Raw genomic sequence first — 24,814 nt, 5'->3', positions numbered from 1 at the left:
ATGTCTTTATTTCAATTTAACGAGAACCAAGAAGATTTCTCGTTTTTCTTATTTATTACTTACTAGGACTGATGCGGGCTACGTTAATAATATCATGTATTTTTTCTACCAAATCGAGCATGAGAAATCCGTTTCCTTCAGAGCTTTTTCGATATCCTAGAGGAAGCGTCCTTTTTACAAGTTGAGCATAGATTTCAGCTTCAATTAAAGACCGGCCAAATTCCTTCTCACATAAGTTAATCAATAGAGCTAAAGCTCCAGCCACGTGGGGAGTTGCCATTGAAGTTCCTGAAAGAGTAGCATATTTACCTTCTAAAAAAGTAGAGATGATGTTAACTCCGGGTGCGACTAAGTCTACTTCTTCATTGACATTGGTAAAAGGAGCTAAACTTAAGCTGCTGTCTACAGCTCCTACTTGAATGACTTCGTTATAACTTCCCGGATATGAATATTCAAAGGTTTCTTCACGGTCATCACCTTCATTTCCAGCTGCAACAACAACAGAAACGTCTTTATTCACAGCGTTTTGAACAGCTTCGTGAAGTTCTGGAACGTCCTGTGGTCCGCCGAGTGACATGGAAATAACTCGTGCTCGTTCATTGTTAGGGCCCCGCCATTCGACGGCGTAGTTAATAGCGTCAATAATCCATTCGTAATTTCCGGATCCTTCACTGGTAAGTACTTTTAAGCTGAGAATTTTTGCTTTGGGTGCCACTCCTACTACCCCTTCATTGTTGAGTGCAGCAGCAATGGTACCAGACACGTGAGTACCGTGCCCATTATTATCTTCAAATACAGAAGAATCCCCGTTATGATCCGAAGTGAAGTTTCTTCCTCCTATAATACAATCTTTTAAGTCAGGATGATTTGTGTCAACACCAGTGTCGATAACTGCAATTACAATGCCTTCTCCTTGATTGCTTTGTTCCCAAATAGCAGGTGCTTGAATTAAGCTTACTCCTTTAGGCGTTTCGTTTGTTGAGTCGATAATCGACTCAATTGTATAAGGAATTAATTTGACTTGTAACGGTTGTTGAGTCATAGTCATCCTCCTTAAAATGAATTCCATAAAAATGGAAGTTACTTAATTATAAATTCCCAACTATTGTTATAAATTAAACGCTTTTCATGCGAATCCTTTCTTTTTGAATAAAAAGACTCACAAAAGATGTGAGAAGAGGAAAAAAGACCCTAAAGACAAGCCCGATAGAGATTTTTAATGTTATCTGTGTATTCACTTTTAACGTTTATCTCACACTATAGAAGAAAGAAACTCCAAGAAAAATGACATAGGACTGGTGACTTTTGATATAATTACGAACGGTATGACATTCTCAAAATACATGATATTTATAAATATACATCAATTTGCAAATTACGAAGGGGCTGAGGATAGTGTCAACTTTAACGTCTCAATCCGTCATTAAATGCGGAAAGTATGAACTAAATTATGCAGACCGTACGCTTATTATGGGGATTTTAAACGTAAACCCGGATTCATTTTCAGATGGCGGAAAATACTACGATGTAGATAAAGCGGTTGCTCATGCTGAGGAAATGGTGAAGCAAGGAGCAGACATCATTGATATCGGGGGAGAATCAACTCGTCCTGGTTATACAAGAATTAGCGATGAAGAAGAGATTAAACGGATTGTGCCTGTTATTTCTGAAGTGGCTAAGCGCGTAGAGGTGCCCATTTCTGTAGATACATACAAGTCGGAAGTGGCCAAGCATGCGCTAAAAGCAGGAGCACATATTATTAACGATATATGGGGCGCAAAGGCTGATCCCAAAATGGCTCAAGTTGCAGCTGACTATAATGTTCCTATTATTTTAATGCATAACCGTCATGAGCCCAATTATACAAATCTGATTACAGATATGATAAGTGATTTGGAAGAAAGCATATCAATTGCAAAAGCTGCAGGAGTTCGAGATGATCAAATTATTTTAGATCCAGGCATTGGCTTTGGAAAAACGGCTGCGCATAATGTAGAAGCGATTCAGCATCTAGATCAGCTGACAAAGATGGGCTATCCTGTCCTGCTTGCTACTTCTCGTAAAGGATTTATTGGGCAAATAGTCGATGCTCCTCCTACGGAAAGAATGGAAGGAACTGCAGCTACTGTATATGCAGGGATTGCACAAGGCGTTCAAATGGTTCGAGTTCATGACGTATTAGAAATCAAGCGCTTTGTAAAGATGGCAGATGTACTGGTAGGAAAACATTTATTTCAGTTTTAATAATCATTTAAGCAGACGCGTAAGCGCTGCTTTTTTATTTTCCTTGATTTCTCCGGATAGAATACATGCCTTTAGATAAATTCAAGTAATATGAAGGTTGTAAAAATGGAGGGTGAAAATGAGAGCGGTAACGTATCAAGGGCCTAATCAGGTAAAAGTAGCAGAAGTAGAAGATGCGAAGTTAGAGAAGAAAGATGACATTGTCATTAAAATAACGTCAACGGCTATTTGTGGTTCTGATCTGCATTTATATCAAGGAAGCATGCCATTGCCTCACGGTTATATTATTGGTCATGAACCAATGGGGATTGTGGAAGAAGTAGGACCGGATGTTACAAAAGTAAAAAAAGGAGATCGCGTTATTATTCCGTTTAACGTAGCATGCGGACAGTGTGCATACTGTAAGGATGATTTAACGAGCCAATGTGATAATTCTAATCCACATTACGATTCTGGCGGCTATTTCGGTTATACTGAAAAGTTTGGAAATCATCCAGGAGGTCAAGCTGAATATTTAAAAGTGCCATTTGGAAATTTTACACCATTTGTCATTCCGGTTATGCCGAAATTGTATGATCAAATTGTAAAAGGAGAATTCGATCCAAAAGAAATTATTACTCATAAAGTCGCTTTAGAAGACGCAGCTGATGCCTACAAAATCTTTAATGATCATCAAGATAACTGCATTAAAGTCATTTTAAAACCTTAAAATGCCATTTCTATTAGGTGAAGATTCCTGAGCAGTGAAGCTCGAGAATTTTTTATGTATGTAAAGTGGTGGAGGAAAATAATGCACGATTGGATGGTTGATTTTACATAATTTAGCTTTATGATAGAAAGAGAAGATATAACGCTTTCATATTCTGATTAAATCGTGCTGCTTAAAATGAAATAAATAACATCATGGTATTCAGTCTTATTCAATCACCGAAATATGGAGGAGAGAATGAATGAAATTAGCATTGCTTCTTGTCATTATTATCGGCGTTGCTGCCCTTGCAGGTACGATCAGTGCTGCAAAGAAAGTAGATGAAGATTACGGAAAATCTAAAAAGAAAAGTATAGTGAATTTATCTATTATTTACGGAGTCGTATTCATAGGATCAATCGTAGGAGTAGCGTGGTATATTGCAGTGAGACCATAAATAAAACGAACACTTCCGTGTTCGTTTTATTTTGATTTTAACGTTAATTCTCCGCTTGAAACAGCTGCATCAATAGGATATTTTCCATTTCCATGCTTTCCTTTTAATACATCTTCTGTTACGGTTGCATTGCTTAACTTAAAGTCATTGTTTATATCACCGCTGCTTACTTTTCCATTCACTTTAAAACCAGCGCTTTTCGGAAGAACCAGCACGGCATCTCCAGATCCTACATCTACAGAAACGGCCTCTTCTAGCTTTTTAAAACCCATATAAAGATCACCAGATCCAATGCGCGCCTGAAGTTTTCCTTTATAGTTTGTTCCTTTAATTTCCCCAGAGCCTACAGCAAATTTAGCCGTTTGGCTTTCAACATCACTCAGCTGTAAATCTCCAGAATTGACATCCGTGCGAAGAGAGGTGCTAATCAAGTTTGAAATACTTGCATTTCCAGAACCTACTTTAATCGAAACATCTTTCAGCTGAAGCGCTTGCTCAGGCTGTGCAGCAACTTGAAGGCCCCCAGAACCTACCGTAAGCGCAAGGTTGTGGTGATAATCTCTAGGAATGTAGATTGTCACTTTTGTGTTTGAAAAAATAGAAAGCCATTGAAAAGGACTTTTTTGATAAGTGACGACTAGGGTGTCTCCATTTTGCTTTACATCTACTATTCCTTTCCCTTCTACTTTTGTTTTAATATCTTGACGATCTTGCGGCACGACAGTTGTACTAATGCTTGGAGAGTCAATTTGAATATGCTGAATATCACTTGATAACGCTGCTTCAGACTTGGACGTCTTGAATGAACTTAACGACCAAGAGGAAGGTGCAAACGCAGTAGAAAAGAGGACTGCCGTACCACCTATCACTAAAATAAAAGCCAATATTTTTTTCACGTTATAACCCGCTTTCTACCTAAATTAAATTTGTTTTCTTCTACCATAAAGTGTAAATTGAAAAGCGGTTAATTTCAACGAACAGCAGGATTATTTTTTTCTACGCCTCAAGTCGTAAAAACGAAACATTTTTTTGAGGAATTAAATGAAAAGCGAAGTAGATATTTAAACATACTCATCAAAGAATCAATTTCTTTGCTTCAAAAATAGGAAAATAATTGAGTTAAAAGAATGATTAAATTCACTTTTTTTGTGTGATTTTGGGATAAGTAGTTCAAAAGAAGTGATAAATAAATAGAATTTTCATACCAATTTTATTATTCCGAAAAACTTTTAAAGTGTTGATTATTAAAAAAATAAAGGGTAGAATTTGTTCATATCAATTGAATACAGCTAAGATTACGATCTTGTATATTATCAGTAATATGGTCTGATAGTCTCTACCTAGTAACCGTAAAAAACTAGACTACAAGAAAGTTTGGATATAAGCAGCAAAAAGAAGGGCGTATTATCATAGATACAGCCTTCTTTCAAAGCTCTTACTTTTCATACTTTCTGTTATTGTCAGAATTTATGAAAAGTAAGAGCTTTTTTTGGTTTTCAAATACACAACTGGGAGTGGCTTGCATGTACTTTTTATTAAATTTATTAGGCGTTTTTGTAGTAATGGGTGTCGTCTTCTTATGTTCTCCTAAAAAGAAAGAAATAAAGTGGCGTCCTATTGCTTCACTGTTGGTCGTTGAAGTGCTCATTACTTGGTTTATGTTAGGAACTTCAATCGGAACATGGATCATTAATAAAATTGCTTCGTTCTTTACTTGGCTAATTTCCTGTGCTAACGATGGAATTGCTTTTGCGTTCCCATCCGTAATGGGAAATGAAACGGTTGACTTTTTCTTCAGTGCATTACTGCCTATCATCTTTGTCGTGACATTTTTTGATATTTTATCTTACTTTGGTATTTTAACGTGGATTATCGATAAAGTAGGCTGGGTCATTTCGAAAGTTTCTCGTTTGCCTAAATTAGAAAGCTTTTTCGCTATTCAAATGATGTTTTTAGGAAACACGGAAGCATTGGCTGTTATTCGTAATCAACTTTCTGTGTTAAAAGACAACCGTTTGCTTACGTTTGGAATTATGAGTATGAGCAGTATTAGCGGATCTATTATCGGTGCTTATTTAACGATGGTTCCCGCTACGTACGTGTTTACAGCAATTCCACTGAACTGTTTAAACGCGCTTATTTTAGTGAGCTTATTGAATCCAGTTCATGTTACAAAAGAAGAAGATATGATTTACGTACCGCCAAAGTCGGAGAAAAAAGACTTTTTCTCTACCATTTCAAACAGTATGTTAGTCGGAATGAACATGGTTATTGTTATTTTAGCGATGGTTATTGGATATGTAGCTCTTACATCTGCGCTTAACGGTATTTTAGGCGTTATCGTAGACGGCTTGACTGTACAAAAGATTTTCTCTTATATCTTTAGTCCATTCGCATTCTTACTAGGGCTCACGGGGCATGATGCAATGTACGTAGCTCAGCTGATGGGTATCAAGCTAGCAACAAATGAATTCGTCGCGATGATGGATTTGAAGAAAAATCTAGATACACTTCCACCGCATACGATTGCAGTTGCTACAACATTCTTAACATCTTTTGCTAACTTCAGTACGGTGGGTATGATTTATGGAACGTATAATTCTACGTTATCAGAAGGTAAATCAACGATTATTGGAAAAAACGTATGGAAACTGCTTGTGAGCGGTATCGCTGTTTCATTATTAAGTGCTATGATTGTTGGATTGTTTGTTTGGTAAAAAGTGTGAAAAAGCTGTGCTTTCGTCTTCGAAAGCACAGCTTTTTTCTTGTTGCATCCTCTATTCATTTGAAGAAAAGCGGTTATGAATATCAACAGTAAAAGAAAATTACACTATTCAAGAAAAATTCATTTTACTTTTGCAGAAAAACATTTTAAATCTAGTGAGCATTATGTTAAGATTACAAAAGGCTGTTTCATTTAAATTGAGAACACCGTATAAATATGTAAGTAAATATGCATAGAAAACAAAGGTTTATTAATTTTTTTCTAGGTAATATCTCGTAATAAATAGGTTGAAAGGAAATGTCGTTAATATGATAGAAGGACAACAGCAAACAAATGAATTAAAAAAGACGATGAAAAGCAGACATTTGTTTATGATTTCGCTCGGCGGGGTTATCGGTACCGGTTTCTTTTTAGGAACAGGATACACGATTAGCCAAGCAGGAGCGATTGGAGCTATCCTTTCGTTTATCGTAGGTGGCTTCATTATGTACTTAACAATGCTTTGCTTGGGGGAACTTGCAGTAGCAATGCCAGTTTCCGGTTCGTTTCAGACATATACAACAAAATTTATTGGCCCTGGTGTTGGTTTCGCTTTTGGATGGTTATATTGGTTGGGCTGGGCTGTAACGGTTGCATTAGAATTTTTGTCAGCAGGTCAGCTCATGCAAAGATGGTTTCCTGATTCTCCTGTATGGATCTGGTGTGCTATATTTGCACTTTTATTATTCTCATTAAATGCACTGTCAGCTAAAGCGTTTGGTGAAGCGGAGTTTTGGTTTGCCAGCATTAAAGTGTTAGCTATTATTTTATTTATCGTGCTTGGTGGAGCTGCTATGTTTGGTTTTCTTCCATTAAGTAATGGAGACAGCGCACCGCTTTTCTCTAATTATACGGCTCACGGCGTGTTTCCTCACGGAATTAGTACCGTGTTGATTACCATGATTACAGTTAATTTTTCATTCCAAGGCACGGAGCTTATTGGTGTAGCGGCTGGGGAAAGTGAAAACCCAGACAAGACTGTACCAAGAGCAATTAAACAAACGGTATGGAGAACGCTTGTATTTTTTGTACTAGCTGTAGCTGTCTTAGCGGGTATGATTCCGCTTGAAAAAGCAGGCGTAGTTGAGAGTCCATTTGTTGTTGTATTTGACCAAATTGGTATTCCATATGCAGCAGATATTATGAACTTTGTTATCCTAACGGCACTGTTATCTGTAGCTAACTCAGGTCTTTATGCAGCAACGCGTATGCTGTATTCATTGTCAAAAGATAACATGGCAAGTTCAGCTTTCATGAAAGTAAATAAACGCGGTGTGCCGATGAATGCCCTGCTTTTAACATTAGGCATTGCGCTTTTATCTTTACTTTCAGGATTCTTTGCTCAAGAAACAGTATTTGTATGGCTCATTTCTGCAGCGGGTTTAGGTGCACAAATCGGCTGGATTACGATTGCTGCATCACTGCTTGCATTTAGAAAAAGATATATCAATCAAGGAGGGCAAATCGAGGATTTAAAATTTAAAGTCCCTCTTTACCCGGTATTACCTTTAATCGCATTAGTATTAAATACAATCGTATTGGGAAGCATGGCATTTGATGCAGAACAGCGAATGGCACTGTATGTTGGTATTCCACTAGCGCTGCTGTTTTATGCTTATTATCATGCCCGTGTAAAAAAGAAAGTTGATTTATCTATCAGCCGTCAAGAAGTGCAGCTTAAAGACAACAAAAAAGTAATTTTATAAAAATCAAAAAGACGCAAAAGCCCAGGTTTTTGCGTCTTTTTTTATTATTTATTTGTAAACTTAAAATAAAATTAAGTTGACAAATAAAAAGAAATTATTGCAAACTTAAAGCAACGAAAAGAGAAAGGAGGGTGAATATGAAACCGAAAACAATGGCGTATGTTTCCTTATTTGCAGCTTTAACGGCGATCGGTGCATTTATAAAAATTCCTATTCCCTACATACCGTTTACTCTTCAAATTGTTCCTGTTTATTTAGCCGGTGCGCTGCTAGGTCCGCGTTTAGGCTTGTATAGTCAGCTATGCTACATAGGTATTGGGTTAATCGGTGTTCCGGTTTTTGCAGAAGGAGGAGGTATAGGGTATATCTTCAAACCAACGTTTGGCTATTTAATTGGCTATGCTGCAGGTTCATTTATGAACGGCTATCTTATTCAAAAATATGACTTAAAGAAACCCTTTTCTATCTTTTCAGCTAATTTATCTACGTTAGCTATTGTGTACGCAGTCGGCTGCTTCTGGCTTTACGGAGCAATGAAATGGATAATTGAAAAGCCTCTTTCACTGAGTGATACACTTCTTTTTGGAGCTGTTTTGCCAATGCCTGGAGATCTTTTATTGTGTATTTTATGTTCAGTGCTGATTCACCGAATACAGCCTCAATTTAGTCGTTTGTCATCAAAGCGGGTTAAAGCAGGGTAACTAAGACATAGAAAAAAAGGAGAAAAAAGAAAATGGGCAAAGCGTATTTTATTACGGGAACTGGAACAGATATTGGAAAAACCCTGGTTACAAGTATTTTGTATAAAGTACTTGGTCGTCTAGGAATAAAAACGACAATTTGCAAACCATTTCAAACCGGCTACCAAGACGAAATTGGAGGTTATCCGGATATTCACTGGTTTGAAACAAGGCTCGGAGTAGCAGATACGGGTATTTATCAGTTAAAGCCGGAGACGTCTCCTCATTTGGCTATTGCACTGAGCAACAAGCAAGTAGAGCCTTCAATCGTCTTAAAACGCATTAATGAATTAAAAAAGAAATTTGATGTAGTGCTCGTGGAAGGAGCGGGGGGTCTTGCCGTACCTTTAATTGAGGAGGAAACAACATTCTATATGACAAAAGATTTGATCATAGATGCACAAATGCCGGTTATTGCTGTTGGAACAACGGGGTTAGGAGCCATTCACGACGCGCTTTCTACCTTTTCATATGCAAGTGAGCATCACCTTAAAATCAACGAACTCATTTTTAATCGTTTTAATCACAGCAGTATCATTCATAATGATAATGTTCGAACGATTGAAAAGCTGCTTCAAATATCATCTCTAATGACCGTTCCAGTATTCACACATATCGATGAAGAGTTAGATGCATATATTGAGAAAATGATGAGGCAAAAAAGTGTTATTCAACATATTCAGGAGGTGTTTGACTGTGCCGTATCAAAAAGCTGAGCTGGAGAAATGGGATAAAGAATATGTATGGCATCCGTTTACACAAATGAAAGCTTATCGTCAATCGAATCCTCTTATTATTGAAAGAGGAGAAGGAAGCTATTTATATGATGTAGAGGGAAACAAATATTTAGATGGATACGCTTCTCTATGGGTGAACGTGCATGGACATAATGATCCGGAATTAAATACAGCTTTACATATACAAGTGGAAAGATTAGCGCATTCTACGCTGCTTGGATCGGCAAACGTTCCATCCATTTTGTTAGCCAAAAAGCTAGCGGAAATTACTCCTGGCAGCTTATCGAAAGTCTTCTACTCTGATACAGGCTCCGCCGCTGTTGAAATTGCGTTGAAAATTGCCTATCAATATTGGCAAAATCTCGACTCTGTAAAGTACAAAAACAAAAGTAAATTTATCTCATTGAATGAGGCATATCACGGAGATACAATCGGGGCAGTCAGTGTAGGAGGCATGGATTTATTTCATCGCATCTTTAAGCCATTGCTGTTTGAACGAATTCCCGCACCTTCTCCTTATACTTACCGTATGGAAGGATTTGAAACGGAAGAGCAAGCTTCAGCTTACTGTATTCACCAGCTAGAGAAGCTCTTGCAGAACAAAGGGGAAGAAGTAGCCGGGTTGATTATTGAACCGCTTGTGCAAGGAGCAGCGGGTATTATTACACATCCTCCCGGTTTTTTAAAACAAGTAGAGCTGCTGTGCAAAGCGTACGGGGTATTGCTGATTTGTGACGAAGTAGCCGTTGGATTTGGACGAACAGGAACGCTGTTTGCATGTGAGCAAGAAGATGTTGTACCGGATATTATGTGTGTAGGAAAAGGGATAACAGGAGGGTATATGCCGCTTGCTGCTACGTTAACAACCGAACAGATATTTAATGCTTTTTTAGCTCATCCAGATGAAAATAAAACCTTCTTTCATGGACATACGTATACGGGAAATCAATTAGCCTGTGCAGTAGCGCTTAGAAATATTGAACTGATAGAAGAAAGAGAGTTAATCCGTAGTGTAAAAGAAAAGGCAAAAGTTTTTAAACGTTATCTATTAAAGCTTTATGAACTGCCTAACGTGGGAGACATTAGACAAAGAGGATTAATGGCAGGAATCGAAGTTGTGAAAGACCGCCAAACAAAATCTGTTTTTGAAGATAAAAAAGTGATGGGAGACATTATTTTAGCGGCTCGCCAAAAAGGTTTAATTATTAGAGAACTAGGTCCTGTGGTTACAATGATGCCTATTCTTTCAATGACGGACGAAGAATTAAAAAGAATGGTTGAAATTGTATATGAATCAATTAAAGAAGTAATCGCACGCTATAAAGTGAGCTAAATAAAAAGAGGGTAAGACAAAAGTATTTTATTTAATTGAAAGAAGATCCGAACGATTCATCGTTCGGATCTTTTTATGGTTATGATAACGTGAATTTACTCTATTTAGCTGCTTCTAGCGGTTGATTGGAAGGCAAGGCGAAGGCTCCTGCGGGAAAAGCGGAACAGGTGAGAACCCGCAGGAGCGTAAGCGGCGAGAAGGCTCAACGGCCGCCCGCGGAAAGCGAAGTCTTGCACGGAAATCAACAGCGGTGTAACAAGCAGTCCAGATCATTTGTCCAATTTGTACGTCTTTAGATGGAGTTGGTGTAGTTATGTCTAAATCTCTTCTTTTTTTATCAATAAATATTTTTAATACTTGATAGGCGAAGTGATCGTACATGCTGATTTTCATCTTTTAATAGAAGAGTTTGTTCAAGTAAGTTTAAGTTTTGAATATAACCTTTTACCGTTTGAACAAAACCATTGTTTTGATAGTTAATAGTTAATAATTTATTTGTTTTTAGCGCTTTTAAAATCATACCTATTTTCTCCCTTCTTATGTCGTAGCGGTCGAAAAACTACAAAATAACGAAGAAGCATTGGAGGCTTGTATTATTTATAAAAATTACTCTATTTTTTATAAATGCTCTCCTGCTACTAATAGTAGAGGGTGATGGTGAAAAATAGATGAAAGATAAAGGATAAGGTTTGATTTATTGTAATGAACTGACTTTTCCTTTACAAATACCTATTTCAAATTTCTTTTTAGTGATAAAATACTGTTAGTGAAATAACTACTTCTCTTCATTAAAGAGTAAGAACGGGTTATATTGATAGAGTTTTAGTTCTCTATTTCTAGTAATGAAATAAGAGATAGAGAAATAGACTAATAAAAATCAATCAAGGAGTTTTTTTATGGATCAGAGTTTTATTTTAAATCTTTTAGAAATTTTACTGATTAACATTGTACTGAGTGGCGATAACGCAGTCGTGATTGCTTTAGCTTGTCGGAATCTTCCGGACGAGCATCGAAACAAAGCGGTTGTTTTCGGTACATTAGGAGCGGTTGTATTACGTGTAGGGCTAACGTTTGTCGCTGTATATTTATTAACAATCCCATTTTTAAATTTCATCGGAGGGCTGCTTCTTCTATGGATTGCTATTAGTCTTTTAAAAGGTGAAGATGATGGAGATATTAAAGCGAATTCAACTCTAGCAGGTGCTATTAAAACAATTATTATAGCGGACCTTGTTATGAGTTTAGATAACGTAGTAGCGGTTGCGGGTGCGGCTAACGGCAATATTCTACTCATTATCCTTGGTCTTGTTATCAGCATTCCGTTAATCATTTGGGGAAGTCAGCTTTTAATGAAAATTATGGAAAAATTCCCAATTATCATCATTGCTGGAGCAGCGCTTCTTGGCTATACTGCTGGTGAAATGATCTTTAAAGACAAAGCGGTGGGACACGTATTAGAAGGGTTGAATCCGCATTTGCATACGATTATTCCTATTTTGTTAGCTATTTTAGTTGTTGTTGTTGGGAAACTTAGCGGACGTTCTAAAAAAGAAACGCATTAATCCTAAAAAAGAGGTTGGGACAAAAGTATTTAAGATGAAGTGAAAAACGAACCACTAATCAAACATTTTGATTAGTGATTCGTTTTTTTGTTGGGATGAACGTAGGCTTCATTTGTTTAGATCCATCTAGCAGTTGATTGGAGGACAAGGCGAAGACTCCTGCGGGAAAAGCGGAACAGATGAGACCCCGCAGGAGCGTACGCGACGAGGAGGCTCATCGGCCGCCCGCGGAAAGCGAAGTCTTGTACGGAAATCAACTGCGGTGTCATAAGCGGTTCAGCTCATGTATCCCATTTATTCGTCTTTAGATTGAATTCATCAGGCTATGTCTCAACCTCTTTTTTTATTACTTAGCTAATGGAGGTGCGGAATTAACGTCTTGTACTGTTTCTACAGGAGGATGAAATTCATTTTCCATTTTCGATACAACTACAGTTGCTACACCATTTCCAATTAAGTTTGTAATGGCACGAGCTTCCGACATAAAGCGGTCTACCCCAATTAACAGCGCGATTCCTTCAACTGGAATCATCGGGAATGCAGCAAGCGTAGCTGCTAGTGTAATAAATCCAGAGCCAGTAACTCCGGCAGCTCCTTTAGACGTTAGCATTAAAATACCAAGTAGCGTAATCTCTTGCATTAACGACAGGTCGACTCCATACGCTTGAGCGATAAAGATAGCAGCCATTGATAAGTAGATTGCTGTTCCATCTAGGTTAAATGAGTAACCAGTTGGAATGACAAGTCCTACTACAGATTTTGAACATCCGTACTTCTCCATTTTGTCCATCATTTTTGGCAATGCAGATTCCGAAGAAGACGTACCTAATACAAGTAGAATTTCTTCTTTAATAAAAGCAATGAATTTAAAAATATTAAATCCATAAATCTTAGCAATGGTTCCAAGTACAAATACAATAAATAAGAACATAGTAATGTAAACAGATCCCATTAAGAAACCGAGTTTTTGAAGAGAGCCTATTCCAAAGTTACCGATCGTATAAGCCATCGCTCCAAACGCCGCAATAGGTGAAAGTTTCATAATCATATTAACAATTCCAAAGAAAATATCTGTACAGCGTTCAAAGAATGTAATGACAGGAGCCGCTTTTTCGCCGAGTGTAGCTGTAGCCATTCCAAATAGTACGGCAAAGAATAAGATTGGCAATAATTCACCATTTGCCATTGCGCCAAATACGCTGTCTGGAATAATTCCCATGATAAACTCCATAAAGCCATGCTCCGCTTCAGCTGCTTGCTGCGTATATTGAGTAACATCAGCTCCGCTTGCGCCATTGATATTAAAGCCAGCCCCAGGTTTGATAAAGTTTACAACGATAATTCCAATTGCTAAGGCAAAAGTAGTGACAATCTCAAAGTATAAAAGAGCTTTACCTCCAATTCGTCCCACTTTCTTTAAATCTCCCATGCTTCCGATACCGATGACCACTGTTAAGAAAATAATTGGGGCAATCACCATCTTAATTAATTTAATGAAGATATCAGCCAATACTTTTAATTTAGCTCCAAATTCAGGAAACATGAAGCCGATTGCAATACCAAGAAGGATACCGATAACAACTTGAACAGTTAGATTTTTAAAACTTAATTTCATACGTAATGCTCCTTTCGAGAATGTTTTTGTTAACGCTTACATTATTCTTATCCTTATATTAACTGATAATTTTAACTATTTATATTTCTGGTGATAATGTTCTTTTTGGTCATTTTGGTCAAAAAAAGTGATGAACATATAGTCATCACTTTTTGCTTTCGATATTTTTTATTTGTTGAATGATATCAAGCGTTTGTTTTGTTGCATTGTTTTCAAACGATTGATAAAGAGAGTTAAACTGTTTTTTCCATTCAGCTTTTTGTAAATCATTTAAGTAATAAACGCGCATGCCAGATTTATTTTTTATTTGCTGCAGCTGTTCATCGTTCATCATTTTTGATTGAGTCCAAATCCAGTTAGTTGTTTCTACCATTGCATCACTTAATAGTTGTTTTACATCTTCAGGGAGGCTGTCCCAATACTTTTCATCCATTAAAACAGCGTAGCCCAAGTATCCATGGTTGCTGATGGTCATATATTTTTGCAGCTCGTACAAACGTTTTGAATAAATATTAGAAATGGTATTTTCCTGTCCATCAAATTCCTGTCGTTCAAGGGATTGATATACTTTATTAAACGAGACAGCCTGAGGCTTGGCGCCAAGAAGTTCGAATTGTTTTTTGATTACTTCACTTGGCATAATGCGAAACGTTTGACCTTGAAAATCTGCTGGATGGAGCAAAGGTTTCGTATTGCTAGTCATTTGTTTAAAGCCGTTGCTCCATAAAGCAAGCCCTTTAATGTTTTTCTCTTGCAGCGTACTCAACAAATCCTGTCCGATTTTACCGGTAAACACTTGTTTTGCCTCGCTGTAATCATCGAAAATGAAGGGAAGATCAAAAAGTTGCCACGTAGGGGAGAGGTCGCTTAGCTTTGAAATGGAAGGTGCAATCATTTGTACATCATTTCGGCGAAGGGCGGCAAGTTCTTCGTCGTCTGAATACAATACGCCGTTTGAATATACTTCAATTTTAACTTTACCATCCGATTTTTGATTAACGATTTCAGCAAATTTTTGAGCGGCTAAGCCTTTTGGAGTATTTTCAGCTACCACGTGGCTAAAATTAATCACAATTTGCTTATTTAATCCTTTTTGCTCATCGTCATGATACACATTATCCTGATTTATAACCGTATACTGCAAAAAAACATAGATCATCAAGAAAACGCTAACAATGATACTTGCCCCTATAAACATCTTCAAAATGTCCAACCCCACGATTCAATAATTTTTCTCTACAAATATTCTAACACGCAATTTCTCAACGTGGTAAAATTAAAATAAACTTCAATCAGCAGTAGGTGTTCCGCTATGATGCGCTTATCGATGCAAACGAAAATGACGGGGTTAATCTTTTTTATCGTGGCCTTTTCGTTGTTTTTAGCAAGTATCGTGGTGATTAATAATTTTGTACAGTCAAAAGAAAATGATTTAGAGCAAAGGGCTTTAATCACTTCGAGAACAGTTGCTGAAATGCCTGAAATTCGAGAAAAAATTGAAAAAGATAGTAAGAACATTAATCAAATTGTAGAGCCGATTCGCATTATTCACGGTGCTTATTATGTAGTGGTTATGAATATGAATCATGAACGTTTGTCTCACCCTTTGCAAAGCATGATTGGAAAAACCTCTAAAGGAGATGATGAGGGACAGGCGTTTGCAGAACATACCTATACCGATAAAGCAAAAGGAGAAGGCGGAATGGTCATTCGCTCTTTTGTGCCCGTTGTAAACGATCAGCATGAACAAGTAGGAGTGGTTGTCTCAGGCTATCTTCTTCCGAAATTTACAGAGGTCATTTTAAGTTTAAAAAAAGAAATCTTTCTTATCTCAGGTCTTGCTCTTTTCTTTGGAGGATGGGGAGCGTGGGCGCTTGCATCTCGTATCAAAAAAGAGATGTTTGAACTTGAACCTCATGAAATTGCTCGTTTATTCGTAGAACGAACGGAGACCTTTAATGCCATGAATGAAGGAGTCATTGCCATTGATAAAGAGGAGAACATCACTATTTTTAATCATAAAGCGAAAATTATGATGGATGTACCCGATGAGGTAATTGGAAAAAAGATCTATGATGTGATTCCAGATACAAGGCTTCCAGAAATTCTGCAGCTTAATCAGCCTGTTTATAATCGAGAGCTTCAAGTTCGAAATTTGAATATTTTAAGCAATCGTGTGCCGATTAAGGTTAATAATCACACAGTCGGTGCGGTCGCTGTTTTTCAAGACAGAACGGAAGTTAAAAAATTAGCTGAAGAGTTAACAGGAGTTAAATCATTTGTAAGCGCTCTTAGAGTTCAAAACCATGAATACATGAATAAACTTCATACGATTGCAGGGCTTATCCAACTTGGAAATAAAGACAAGGCTCTTCAGTATGTTTTTCAAGTGTCTGAACAGCAAGAAGAGCTCACCCAATTTCTTCATAAGCATATTAAAGATGAAAGTATATCGGGATTGCTGTTGAGCAAAGTCAGCCGTGCCAAAGAACTTGGAATTGAGTTAGCTATCGATCGCCACAGCGAGCTTCACTCATTTCCTCCTTACTTAGATCATCATGATTTTGTGATTATTATTGGTAACTTAATTGAGAACGCTTTTGATTCGTATCAACATATGGAGCGTCGTGAACGGAAGATCTATATAAGTATGGAACAAAATGACGGCATTCTTTCTATATTAGTTGAAGATAACGGGTGTGGCATGAATGAGGATCAGGTAGCGAGAATCTTTGATGAAGGTTTTTCAACCAAAGCAAAGGAAAATAGAGGAATTGGTTTGCATTTAGTAAAACAAATTGTTGAAAAAGGAAACGGTCAGATCGAAGTAGAGTCAGAATTAGATGTTGGAACGACTTTTATCATTACATTCTTTTTATAGGGGGAGTGGGGAATGAATAAAAAAGCATGGACCGTGCTTCTCATAGAAGACGATCCTATGGTACAAGAAGTGAACCGCCAATTTATTGAACAAGTTGAAGGGTTCACCGTTATCGCTGCAGCTTCGAATGGTTTAGAGGGGGTACAGCTCATTAAACAGCATCAGCCTGATTTAACGATTATTGATATGTATATGCCTAGTCAAGATGGCTTAACTACCTTACAGCAAATTCGAGCAAATGGCTATAAAACAGACGTGATAGCAGTTACGGCTGCAAGTGATATTGAAACCATACGGAAAGTTCTTCAATACGGCGCGGTAGATTATATTATGAAACCGTTCAAGTTTGAACGAATAAAGCAAGCGCTTGAGCAGTATCGTTCGTTTCAAGTTAAAATAAGTCAAAAAGAACATATTACTCAGTCTGAATTAGATTCTATGCTGTTTCAGCAATTCGAAGAAAAAGCCGATTTGCTTCCAAAAGGGCTAAATGCGGTTACGCTAAGGAGGATACAACAATATCTTTCCGAACAAAATCATCCAATTTCTGCTGAAGAAGTAGCGGACGGTGTAGGAATTGCGCGTGTGACAGCAAGAAGGTATTTAGAGTTTTTAGAACAGGAAAACGAGCTGAAATTATCAGTTGAATACGGCAGAGTGGGGAGACCTATTAATCGCTATATGTTAAAAATAAATTAAATGATACAGAACAGCTTTTATTTGGAAAAGCTGTTTTTTTACGTTAGAAAGTATATCTTTTTCTCTCCTAGAACAAATTAAGGTATACAGTTTTCGCTATCCAAAGAATATTTCGTGTGGTCATTAATTCATAAAATGTCCCTGAAAAAGGATTAATGGCGGAAAAATTGGGGAATATGCACTTTGACATTTAATTTTAGCACAGGAAGGTTTTGAAACATGGACATATTTTTAGCTGTCTTACCAGCCATATTTTGGGGAAGCATTGTGCTTTTCAATGTGAAACTAGGCGGAGGACCTTATAGTCAAACGCTTGGAACCACATTGGGAGCTTTGATTTTCTCCATCGGTATTTATATTTTTGTACATCCTACGTTTACACCTTTAATCTTTGGGGTTGGAGTTGTATCGGGGCTATTTTGGGCAGTTGGACAAAGTAATCAGCTGAAAAGTATTGATTTAATTGGAGTTTCTAAAACGATGCCTATTTCAACTGGGCTTCAGTTAGTTTCCACTTCATTGTTTGGAGTAATTGTGTTTCACGAGTGGTCTACAAAAACTTCAATCATTCTTGGTGTGCTCGCTCTTATCTTTATTATTGTAGGGATTGTTTTAGCATCACTTCAAAGCAAAGAAGAGAAAGAGGCTGAAGAAGGAAAAGGAAACTTCAAAAAAGGAATTGTTATTTTATTAATTTCAACCGTTGGTTATTTAGTTTATGTTGTAGTAGCCCGTCTATTTAATGTAGACGGATGGTCGGCTTTATTACCTCAAGCAATTGGTATGGTTATTGGAGGAGTATTGCTGACGTTTAAGCATAAGCCATTTAATAAATATGCAATTCGCAACATTATCCCAGGTCTTATTTGGGCCGCTGGTAATATGTTTTTATTCATCTCACAACCTAAAGTAGGCGTAGCGACAAGCTTTTCGCTTTCTCAAATGGGAATCGTCATTTCAACATTAGGCGGGATCATCATTTTGGGTGAGAAGAAAACGAAGCGTCAGCTAGTTGGGATTATTATCGGGATTATACTGATCATCATAGCAGGAGTCATGTTAGGGCTCGCCAAAAGCTAACTAGGAGGTTATTAACAATGTATAAAGATTTAGAAGGAAAAGTAGTTGTCATAACAGGTTCATCTACCGGTTTAGGAAAAGCAATGGCGATTCGTTTTGCGACAGAAAAAGCTAAAGTAGTTGTGAATTATCGTTCGAAAGAAGAAGAAGCTAACAGCGTTTTAGAAGAAATTAAAAAAGTCGGCGGAGAGGCAATTGCGGTTAAAGGTGACGTAACAGTTGAGTCTGACGTGATCAATTTAGTTCAATCTGCTATTAAAGAATTTGGAAAGTTAGACGTTATGATTAATAACGCAGGAATGGAAAATCCGGTTTCATCTCATGAAATGTCTTTAAGCGATTGGAATAAAGTAATTGATACGAACTTAACGGGAGCATTTTTAGGCAGCCGTGAAGCGATTAAATATTTTGTGGAAAATGATATTAAGGGAACAGTTATTAACATGTCGAGTGTTCACGAGAAAATTCCTTGGCCATTATTTGTTCATTACGCAGCAAGTAAAGGCGGAATGAAGCTCATGACCGAAACACTTGCATTAGAATACGCTCCAAAAGGTATTCGTGTAAATAACATTGGACCGGGAGCGATTAATACACCGATTAACGCTGAGAAATTTGCTGATCCTGAGCAGCGTGCAGATGTAGAAAGCATGATTCCAATGGGATACATTGGAGAGCCGGAAGAAATTGCAGCGGTTGCTGCATGGCTAGCTTCTTCAGAGGCAAGTTATGTAACAGGGATTACGCTCTTTGCTGACGGCGGTATGACACAGTACCCATCATTCCAAGCAGGACGAGGATAAGAAAAAACGCACTCTATAATAGAGTGCGTTTTTTAGTTTTCCTGAGCTTTTTTTTGGTTCTTAGGAGCTGACTGGTGTTGAATTCGTAAAAAAAGCAAAATCAAAACGATGCAGCCAGTGATGCTGTACATCCAAAGAATAAGCGGCTGCTGTGTATCTGTTCCAGAAGTAATGCCGTGATACAGTGCGAGCAAATAGCCTGGAAAAGCAAGAAAATGAATGGCTTTCCAAGTTTTTCTCCCCAGCTGTTTTATAAAATCGGATGTAATAATCAGTACGAATAAAATGTAGAGTGAAATAGTACCAAGACCTGTGCTAATTGGTTTGTAATCGGAAGTGAATGGAATTAAAATGTCAGAAAGTGGAAAGTGGATCGATTGATCAAATGATAAAACAAGTCCGTGAATCATGCCAAATAATAACCCGAACCACCCTGATGATTGATGAACCAGCAAGAACTGTTTTTTTCGTTTTGGTTTAAAAAACGAAAAGCTGTGAGAAATGCCAGCGGCAACCGATACAAACATTAGTAAATAAGAAGTTAAGCCGGCTGCCCGAATGGTATTCCAAACGGGAAAGTGGGCACTAAATTGCGCGAGGAGAGTAGCCATAGTGGTATACCTGACCTTTCACATTTTTTTCGATTAACACCTTGCCTTCTTTTGTAACCGCAATTACCTCTAAAGAAGGGTGATGCATTTTAGCTAATCTTAATCCGGCGTCCCATCCGAGAATAAGCATGCATTTTGCATAGACTTCAGAAACGGTCAAGTCTTCTGAAACAACCGTTGCTTGCAGAAGCTCTGATGAACTAGGCTTGCTGATTCTGCCGTCAATAATATGATGGTGAGTGTGTCCGTTTACTTTCCACAATCGCCTGCCCACACTGCTTGTGGCAATGCCACTGTTGCTCTTTACTTTAATGCTCATGAGATTTTTTGATAAATCAAATGGATGAGAGAGCGCGATAGACCAGTGCTTGCTAGCAGGCCCCCACGTTACAATATCACCGCCTCCATCGATTGCCCCAAGTGAAGTTCCTTTTTTCTTTAATTGATTCGCCATTTGCTGAATGCTCCAACCTTTTGCGATTCCGCCTAAATCCAGACCGACATTAGAAGCAAGCTGAATACTTCTCATTCCTTTATGAATCATAATAGGGTTAACAGCATCAAAAGCTGCTACTTCTTGAGGAAGCTGATTGTTAGGCAGTTGTTCAAAACTTTGGTCATATCCTAGAGTTTGAATAGAATGATACAGAAATGGGTTGAAAATTCCGTTTGTCTCATTGTAATAGTAGGAGGCTGTTTTTACAGCTTCATACAACATTTTTGACGGTAAAAATAATCTTCCGTTCAGCGAATTAAGCTGTGAAAGCTCGCTTGTTGGAAGAAAGCGGCTTAGCGTTTCTTCTACAAGATAACACCAGCTCTCCACTTTTTGGCTGACAGGTGTTTCAAGCTGGTATACGTTAAATGTAGTATTCATTGCTTTAAATGAGTAGCTCATTACATCACATCCTTAAGAAGGTCTTGACTGCATAGAAGAATCATCGTTATTGCCCCAATTATCCTGACTATTTCCGGAATCATCATTAGACCACTGATCTTGCTGGCTACTTGAATCATCGTCTGACCATTGACCACTTTGTTCACTAGAACTGTCATTTGACCATTGATCTTGCCCGTTAGTTCCATTGTCCGTATTGGAGTCGGATCCTGAATCTGGAAATAGCTCCGTCTCATCTTCCGTTTGAGTTTGAGATGAATTATCGGCTGATGTATCGTTATTTAGTGCTGCAGCTGTTGAATTTGTTTGATCATATTTTTGAGAAAGTCCTATAAAAGTGGTAAATGCAGCAACGCCCGATAATCCAACCATCCATTTTGTCCATTTATTAGCTGCCATTGATATGCTCCTTTTATCTTTCATATTTTGCAACTGAACACTGAAGAAAAACTGCAGTGGAAGGTAACATTGATCGTTCAATTGTTATAGTTCAATATAGACAGAAAAAATGAAAAAATAGTGAAATAGATGTAGGTTGGATTATTTTTGTAGGAAATTCAGTGAATTATTAGATTAAAAAAGGGTTGTTCTTTTTAGAACAACCCTTTTTTAATCAGCGATAAATCTTACTAATTGATACGTAATAAACCGTTAACTGCACAAGAGAAAGAAGCAAAAGAACGGCAATGGGATAGAAGCTAAAAGAATTAGGCAACAGCGGATAAAAAGCTATTAATACAGCACCTATAGGAATAGAAAATAGGAGAAAAACAAAGGCTTTTTTACAAGCTTCTGCTGTTATCATCTTTTCACGTTCATCTTCTTCTGCAAATTCAAAAGGAAATAATAAAGGCGAAACGTTCTTCGTCTTTTTACGCGCGCGGTAGTAAAAAAATGAGACAATTAAAAGGACAATTAAAGAAGCAAAAGAGCCTATAGACATAGTAATTTCCCACGGGGGTTCAGGGTCGGTCATAACTTCACTAAATTGAATATTTAGGCTTAAAAAATCATATAAAAACCACCCTACGCATAACAGAGACACTACATTCAATAAATAAGATTTAATAACATTACTCAATATTTTTCTCCTCCTTTTGAAGTCTAAAAACATCTTCCATTTTTAATTGAAAGACATCACAAATTGTTAAACCAAGTAGTAGGGAGGGAACGTAATTTCCCTTTTCAATAGCTGCAATGGTTTGGCGAGTGGCTCCAACTTTTTCAGCTAAATCTCCTTGCGTATATCCATGTTTAGCTCTAAGCTCTTTTACGTGATTAATAAGAGTCAATATGATCACCCGCTGCCTTTTTAATAAATTTGTTAAGTTGATTTAACATTATGTAAAGTTAATTTAACACCAATTGGATGATTTTTCAATAAGTAATGGATAAAAAATACAAAAAAGATCCTAGAAGAATTCTTCAGGATCTTTTTTGTTAATAAATTTCTTTAATGCCAGACAAACGAATGGAAAAAATGTTTTGTTTTTCATCTCGTAGGGAGAGGGTTTGGTCGGTTAGGTTTAAATTTTGGATTTTTCCTTTGAAGGTTTGAAGCAGGCCATTTTCGTAATAATTCACGGTTACATGTTTGTTTTTCTTTAGCGCTTTTAAAATCATTTATTCATCTCCTTTCATGTGTGCATCTGTTATGAAAAGAAAGCTGTGGCTTAAGCATAGGAATTTGGAGAATGCTCAAGGCAGAATTATTATTATACAGCAAGATGAGAATAGTTTGTAGATAAATTGTGAAAAAATGCACAAGTTTGCAGTACGGGTGTTGCAACAGAATACAGTATATGAGGGGAGAAGGGGTTTTATGATAAAAAAAGGTGATTTTAGTTTATTTATTTGTGGGTATTAGGTAAACTAGTAGATGAATTTAAAGAATCTATCTATAGTTGTGAAGGCTAGGATTTCATTTAATTTTCATTTTCTATGAGTATAATGATAAAGGTTTTCTATATGTTCTTTGTGAATCTACTCATAAACTAATCGAGAAAGGAAAATCAAAATGAAGCGAATCGTTTCTAAGCCGCTGCACTATTTCATATTAGCCGCTGTTTTAATGTGGATAAAGTCGTACGTGGCTTATAAAACTGAATTTAACTTAGGCGTAAGCGGCGTAATGCAGCAAATACTGCTGTTCATAAACCCTGTGAGTTCAGTGCTGATTTTTTTAGGAATCGGCTTATTTTTTAAAGGAAAGAAAGCAGGAGCTTGGATTCTTGCAGGCAGTTTCATTATGACGCTGCTGTTATACAGCAACATTCTCTATTATCGTTTTTTTAACGATTTTGTAACGCTTCCTACACTATTGCAGACAAGTAATGCGGGAAGTATGGGCGGAAGCATTATGGATTTATTAAAAGCACATGATGTTTTTTATTTTGTTGATTTTATTATTTATTTTTTCTTCTTTTTTAGTAAAAAAATTGACTGGCATAATGAAAAAGTATCGGTTAAGAATGCTGTAACTATTCTTTCTTTAGGATTCATGGTCTTTTCTGTCAACTTAACATTAGCAGAAATTGATCGCCCGCAGCTTCTATCTCGAACTTTTGACCGCAATTATTTAGTAAAGTATCTAGGCGCCTATAATTATACGATGTATGACGGTGTTCAAACTGCTCAAAACTCTAAACAGCGAGCTTTTGCAAGCAGCAATGATTTAACAAACGTCGTTAATTTTAAAAACAGTCATTATGCGGAACCTAATTCCGTTTATTTTGGAAAAGCTAAAGGGAAAAATATTATTAAAATTCATTTGGAATCATTTCAGTCTTTTTTAATTGATTACAAATTAAATGGCCAGGAAGTGACACCTTTCTTAAATTCGTTGGCCCATGGAAATGACTTTACGTATTTTGATAACTTCTTTCATCAAACAGGACAAGGAAAAACATCAGATGCTGAGCTGATGATGGACAACTCTCTATACGGCCTTCCTCAAGGTTCTGCCTTTGTACTGAAAGGAAGCAATACGTATCAGGCAGCACCAGCTATTTTAGATCAAAAAGCTGGCTATACGAGCGCTGTGCTGCACGGAGACTATAAGACGTTTTGGAACCGTAACGAAATTTACAAGCAGTTCGGTGTGGATAAGTTCTTTGATGCAAGTTATTACAATATGACGGGTGAAAATAAAATTAATTATGGCTTAAAAGACAAACCGTTCTTTAAAGAATCTGTTCCAATGCTGCAGTCTTTACCACAGCCGTTCTATGCGCATTTAATTACGTTAACAAATCATTTTCCATTTTTACTTGGAAACAATGAGGCAAGCATACAGCCGGCTAACACGGGCGATGCAACAGTTGACCGTTATTTCCAAACGGCTCGTTATTTAGACGAATCATTGCAATCTTTCTTCCAAGAACTGAAAGCTTCTGGGCTTTATGATAATTCTGTAATTATGATTTATGGAGATCACTACGGTATTTCTGAAAATCATAATGCGGCAATGGAAAAAGTAATGGGAAAAGAAATTACGCCTTATGAAAATGCTCAGCTGCAGCGTGTACCTCTATTCATTCACGTTCCTGAAGTGAAAGGCGGAGTTAATCATACGTACGGTGGAGAAATTGACGTTGTGCCAACTCTTCTTCATTTAGTAGGGATTGACAGCAAAGAGTTTATCCAATTTGGCACAGATTTATTTTCTAAGGATCATGATGATGTAGTGGCATTCCGCAATGGCAACTACGTATCTCCGAAATATACATTAGTGGATGGAACGTATTATGATTCTAAGACGGGCCAAGCGCTTAAAGAAAATAATCAAATGAAAGCTTATAAACAGAAGGTAGCGAAAGAACTGGAATTATCTGATCAAGTGCTTTATGGAGACTTACTTCGTTTCCACAAGCTGAAGGATTTCCAAACAGTCGACCCTTCGAAATATATGTACGGGAAAGAAGAAACAGAAACATCAGCTAAATAAAGCTAAAATCAAAAGAACATGATGACTTCTGCAAAGCAGAATGAACATCA

At 37.2% G+C, this 24,814-nt stretch carries 26 protein-coding genes, 1 pseudogene and 1 riboswitch; of the genes and pseudogenes, 16 read left to right on the top strand and 11 right to left on the bottom strand.

Going from position 1 to position 24,814, the window contains the following annotated elements; genetic code table 11:
* Nucleotides 1-55: 55 nt before the first annotated feature.
* On the bottom strand, nucleotides 56-1,042 hold the full coding sequence (locus tag LAV82_RS10800; protein WP_013055529.1) for a S8 family peptidase: 987 nt from the start codon (nucleotides 1,040-1,042) through the stop codon (nucleotides 56-58).
* Nucleotides 1,043-1,395: 353 nt separating this feature from the next.
* On the opposite strand from LAV82_RS10800, the gene folP reads away from it, so the two are divergent.
* The 3 genes and pseudogenes from folP (at nucleotide 1,396) to LAV82_RS10785 (ending at nucleotide 3,389) form a co-directional block, all read left to right on the top strand.
* Nucleotides 1,396-2,244 (top strand): dihydropteroate synthase, encoded by an 849-nt coding sequence (folP, locus tag LAV82_RS10795; RefSeq protein ID WP_013055530.1) that lies wholly within the window; start codon nucleotides 1,396-1,398, stop codon nucleotides 2,242-2,244.
* 118 nt (nucleotides 2,245-2,362) lie between these two features.
* Nucleotides 2,363-2,824, top strand: a pseudogene (locus LAV82_RS10790) (alcohol dehydrogenase catalytic domain-containing protein); the annotation flags it as partial.
* Between the two features lie 370 nt (nucleotides 2,825-3,194).
* The gene (locus LAV82_RS10785; protein WP_013055532.1) at nucleotides 3,195-3,389 is read left to right on the top strand and encodes a hypothetical protein; all 195 of its coding nucleotides are present in this window, start codon (nucleotides 3,195-3,197) and stop codon (nucleotides 3,387-3,389) included.
* A 26-nt stretch (nucleotides 3,390-3,415) separates the two neighbouring features.
* On the opposite strand, the gene liaG is transcribed toward LAV82_RS10785, so the two are convergent.
* Nucleotides 3,416-4,285 carry a LiaG family protein gene (liaG, locus tag LAV82_RS10780; RefSeq protein ID WP_211078374.1) on the bottom strand — a complete coding sequence of 290 codons (870 nt, stop codon included), beginning with the start codon at nucleotides 4,283-4,285 and terminating at the stop codon, nucleotides 3,416-3,418.
* A 387-nt stretch (nucleotides 4,286-4,672) separates the two neighbouring features.
* A riboswitch (purine riboswitch) is annotated at nucleotides 4,673-4,774 on the top strand.
* Nucleotides 4,775-4,912: 138 nt separating this feature from the next.
* Here liaG and LAV82_RS10775 point away from each other — a divergent pair.
* The 6 genes from LAV82_RS10775 to LAV82_RS10750 all read left to right on the top strand — a co-directional run bounded on the left by LAV82_RS10775 (nucleotide 4,913) and on the right by LAV82_RS10750 (nucleotide 10,925).
* The gene (locus tag LAV82_RS10775; RefSeq protein ID WP_013055534.1) at nucleotides 4,913-6,106 is read left to right on the top strand and encodes a NupC/NupG family nucleoside CNT transporter; all 1,194 of its coding nucleotides are present in this window, start codon (nucleotides 4,913-4,915) and stop codon (nucleotides 6,104-6,106) included.
* Between the two features lie 316 nt (nucleotides 6,107-6,422).
* Nucleotides 6,423-7,859, top strand: coding sequence for an amino acid permease (locus tag LAV82_RS10770; protein ID WP_211078375.1), 1,437 nt, complete (start codon nucleotides 6,423-6,425; stop codon nucleotides 7,857-7,859).
* Between the two features lie 137 nt (nucleotides 7,860-7,996).
* A complete protein-coding gene (locus LAV82_RS10765) occupies nucleotides 7,997-8,560 on the top strand; it encodes a biotin transporter BioY (RefSeq protein WP_499716063.1) in 564 nt (187 codons plus the stop codon).
* A gap of 32 nt (nucleotides 8,561-8,592) precedes the next feature.
* Nucleotides 8,593-9,315, top strand: a complete 723-nt coding sequence (bioD, locus tag LAV82_RS10760) for a dethiobiotin synthase (RefSeq protein ID WP_211078376.1) — start codon at nucleotides 8,593-8,595, stop codon at nucleotides 9,313-9,315.
* Nucleotides 9,296-10,669, top strand: coding sequence for an adenosylmethionine--8-amino-7-oxononanoate transaminase (bioA, locus tag LAV82_RS10755; protein ID WP_211078377.1), 1,374 nt, complete (start codon nucleotides 9,296-9,298; stop codon nucleotides 10,667-10,669). The genes bioD and bioA overlap by 20 nt, the downstream gene beginning before the upstream one ends.
* A 121-nt stretch (nucleotides 10,670-10,790) precedes the next feature.
* Nucleotides 10,791-10,925: a hypothetical protein gene (locus LAV82_RS10750; protein WP_255286047.1), complete on the top strand. Its 135-nt coding sequence runs from the start codon at nucleotides 10,791-10,793 to the stop codon at nucleotides 10,923-10,925.
* An 81-nt stretch (nucleotides 10,926-11,006) separates the two neighbouring features.
* Here the strand turns inward: LAV82_RS10750 and LAV82_RS10745 are convergent, their stop codons facing one another.
* Complete coding sequence (locus LAV82_RS10745; RefSeq protein ID WP_013081858.1) at nucleotides 11,007-11,189, bottom strand: YolD-like family protein; 183 nt, start codon at nucleotides 11,187-11,189, stop codon at nucleotides 11,007-11,009.
* Between the two features lie 376 nt (nucleotides 11,190-11,565).
* On the opposite strand from LAV82_RS10745, the gene LAV82_RS10740 reads away from it, so the two are divergent.
* Complete coding sequence (locus LAV82_RS10740; RefSeq protein ID WP_016763134.1) at nucleotides 11,566-12,231, top strand: TerC family protein; 666 nt, start codon at nucleotides 11,566-11,568, stop codon at nucleotides 12,229-12,231.
* A 133-nt stretch (nucleotides 12,232-12,364) separates the two neighbouring features.
* Nucleotides 12,365-12,502, top strand: a complete 138-nt coding sequence (locus tag LAV82_RS10735) for a hypothetical protein (RefSeq protein WP_165802478.1) — start codon at nucleotides 12,365-12,367, stop codon at nucleotides 12,500-12,502.
* Between the two features lie 75 nt (nucleotides 12,503-12,577).
* Here LAV82_RS10735 and LAV82_RS10730 read toward each other — a convergent pair whose 3' ends face one another.
* Together LAV82_RS10730 and LAV82_RS10725 are read right to left on the bottom strand one after the other, a co-directional pair.
* Nucleotides 12,578-13,846, bottom strand: coding sequence for a dicarboxylate/amino acid:cation symporter (locus tag LAV82_RS10730; protein ID WP_013081860.1), 1,269 nt, complete (start codon nucleotides 13,844-13,846; stop codon nucleotides 12,578-12,580).
* Nucleotides 13,847-13,991: 145 nt separating this feature from the next.
* Complete coding sequence (locus LAV82_RS10725) at nucleotides 13,992-15,050, bottom strand: DctP family TRAP transporter solute-binding subunit (protein WP_042451772.1); 1,059 nt, start codon at nucleotides 15,048-15,050, stop codon at nucleotides 13,992-13,994.
* Between the two features lie 108 nt (nucleotides 15,051-15,158).
* Here LAV82_RS10725 and LAV82_RS10720 point away from each other — a divergent pair, with 108 nt between their 5' ends.
* The 4 genes from LAV82_RS10720 (at nucleotide 15,159) to gdh (ending at nucleotide 19,309) form a co-directional block, all read left to right on the top strand.
* Nucleotides 15,159-16,727, top strand: a complete 1,569-nt coding sequence (locus LAV82_RS10720) for an ATP-binding protein (RefSeq protein WP_211078379.1) — start codon at nucleotides 15,159-15,161, stop codon at nucleotides 16,725-16,727.
* Between the two features lie 12 nt (nucleotides 16,728-16,739).
* Nucleotides 16,740-17,426: a response regulator gene (locus LAV82_RS10715; protein WP_499716062.1), complete on the top strand. Its 687-nt coding sequence runs from the start codon at nucleotides 16,740-16,742 to the stop codon at nucleotides 17,424-17,426.
* Nucleotides 17,427-17,645: 219 nt separating this feature from the next.
* Complete coding sequence (locus LAV82_RS10710) at nucleotides 17,646-18,506, top strand: RhaT/GlcU family sugar-proton symporter (RefSeq protein WP_013081864.1); 861 nt, start codon at nucleotides 17,646-17,648, stop codon at nucleotides 18,504-18,506.
* Nucleotides 18,507-18,523: 17 nt separating this feature from the next.
* Nucleotides 18,524-19,309, top strand: a complete 786-nt coding sequence (gdh, locus tag LAV82_RS10705; RefSeq protein WP_013055546.1) for a glucose 1-dehydrogenase — start codon at nucleotides 18,524-18,526, stop codon at nucleotides 19,307-19,309.
* A 32-nt stretch (nucleotides 19,310-19,341) separates the two neighbouring features.
* Here the strand turns inward: gdh and LAV82_RS10700 are convergent, their stop codons facing one another.
* The 6 genes from LAV82_RS10700 to LAV82_RS10675 all read right to left on the bottom strand — a co-directional run bounded on the left by LAV82_RS10700 (nucleotide 19,342) and on the right by LAV82_RS10675 (nucleotide 22,441).
* Nucleotides 19,342-19,920, bottom strand: coding sequence for a ferric reductase-like transmembrane domain-containing protein (locus LAV82_RS10700; protein WP_211078381.1), 579 nt, complete (start codon nucleotides 19,918-19,920; stop codon nucleotides 19,342-19,344).
* On the bottom strand, nucleotides 19,895-20,818 hold the full coding sequence (locus LAV82_RS10695; protein WP_499716060.1) for an FAD:protein FMN transferase: 924 nt from the start codon (nucleotides 20,816-20,818) through the stop codon (nucleotides 19,895-19,897). Before LAV82_RS10695 ends, LAV82_RS10700 begins: the two co-directional genes overlap by 26 nt.
* A gap of 12 nt (nucleotides 20,819-20,830) precedes the next feature.
* Nucleotides 20,831-21,217, bottom strand: coding sequence for a hypothetical protein (locus LAV82_RS10690; protein WP_499716059.1), 387 nt, complete (start codon nucleotides 21,215-21,217; stop codon nucleotides 20,831-20,833).
* A 214-nt stretch (nucleotides 21,218-21,431) separates the two neighbouring features.
* The gene (locus tag LAV82_RS10685) at nucleotides 21,432-21,899 is read right to left on the bottom strand and encodes a DUF2178 domain-containing protein (RefSeq protein WP_244856603.1); all 468 of its coding nucleotides are present in this window, start codon (nucleotides 21,897-21,899) and stop codon (nucleotides 21,432-21,434) included.
* Entirely contained in the window at nucleotides 21,892-22,110 is a 219-nt protein-coding gene (locus LAV82_RS10680) for a helix-turn-helix transcriptional regulator (protein ID WP_013055551.1), read from the bottom strand. Before LAV82_RS10680 ends, LAV82_RS10685 begins: the two co-directional genes overlap by 8 nt.
* A 148-nt stretch (nucleotides 22,111-22,258) precedes the next feature.
* A complete protein-coding gene (locus LAV82_RS10675; protein WP_013081871.1) occupies nucleotides 22,259-22,441 on the bottom strand; it encodes a YolD-like family protein in 183 nt (60 codons plus the stop codon).
* Between the two features lie 394 nt (nucleotides 22,442-22,835).
* On the opposite strand from LAV82_RS10675, the gene ltaS reads away from it, so the two are divergent.
* On the top strand, nucleotides 22,836-24,764 hold the full coding sequence (ltaS, locus tag LAV82_RS10670; protein WP_211078382.1) for a lipoteichoic acid synthase: 1,929 nt from the start codon (nucleotides 22,836-22,838) through the stop codon (nucleotides 24,762-24,764).
* Nucleotides 24,765-24,814: the final 50 nt, after the last annotated feature.

The sequence above is a fragment of the Bacillus sp. ILBB4 genome, assembly GCF_035064545.1.
Lineage (GTDB): Bacteria > Bacillota > Bacilli > Bacillales > Bacillaceae_H > Priestia.
The sequence above is the reverse complement of the archived record's forward strand: the minus strand, read 5'-3'. Positions and strand labels throughout refer to the sequence as shown.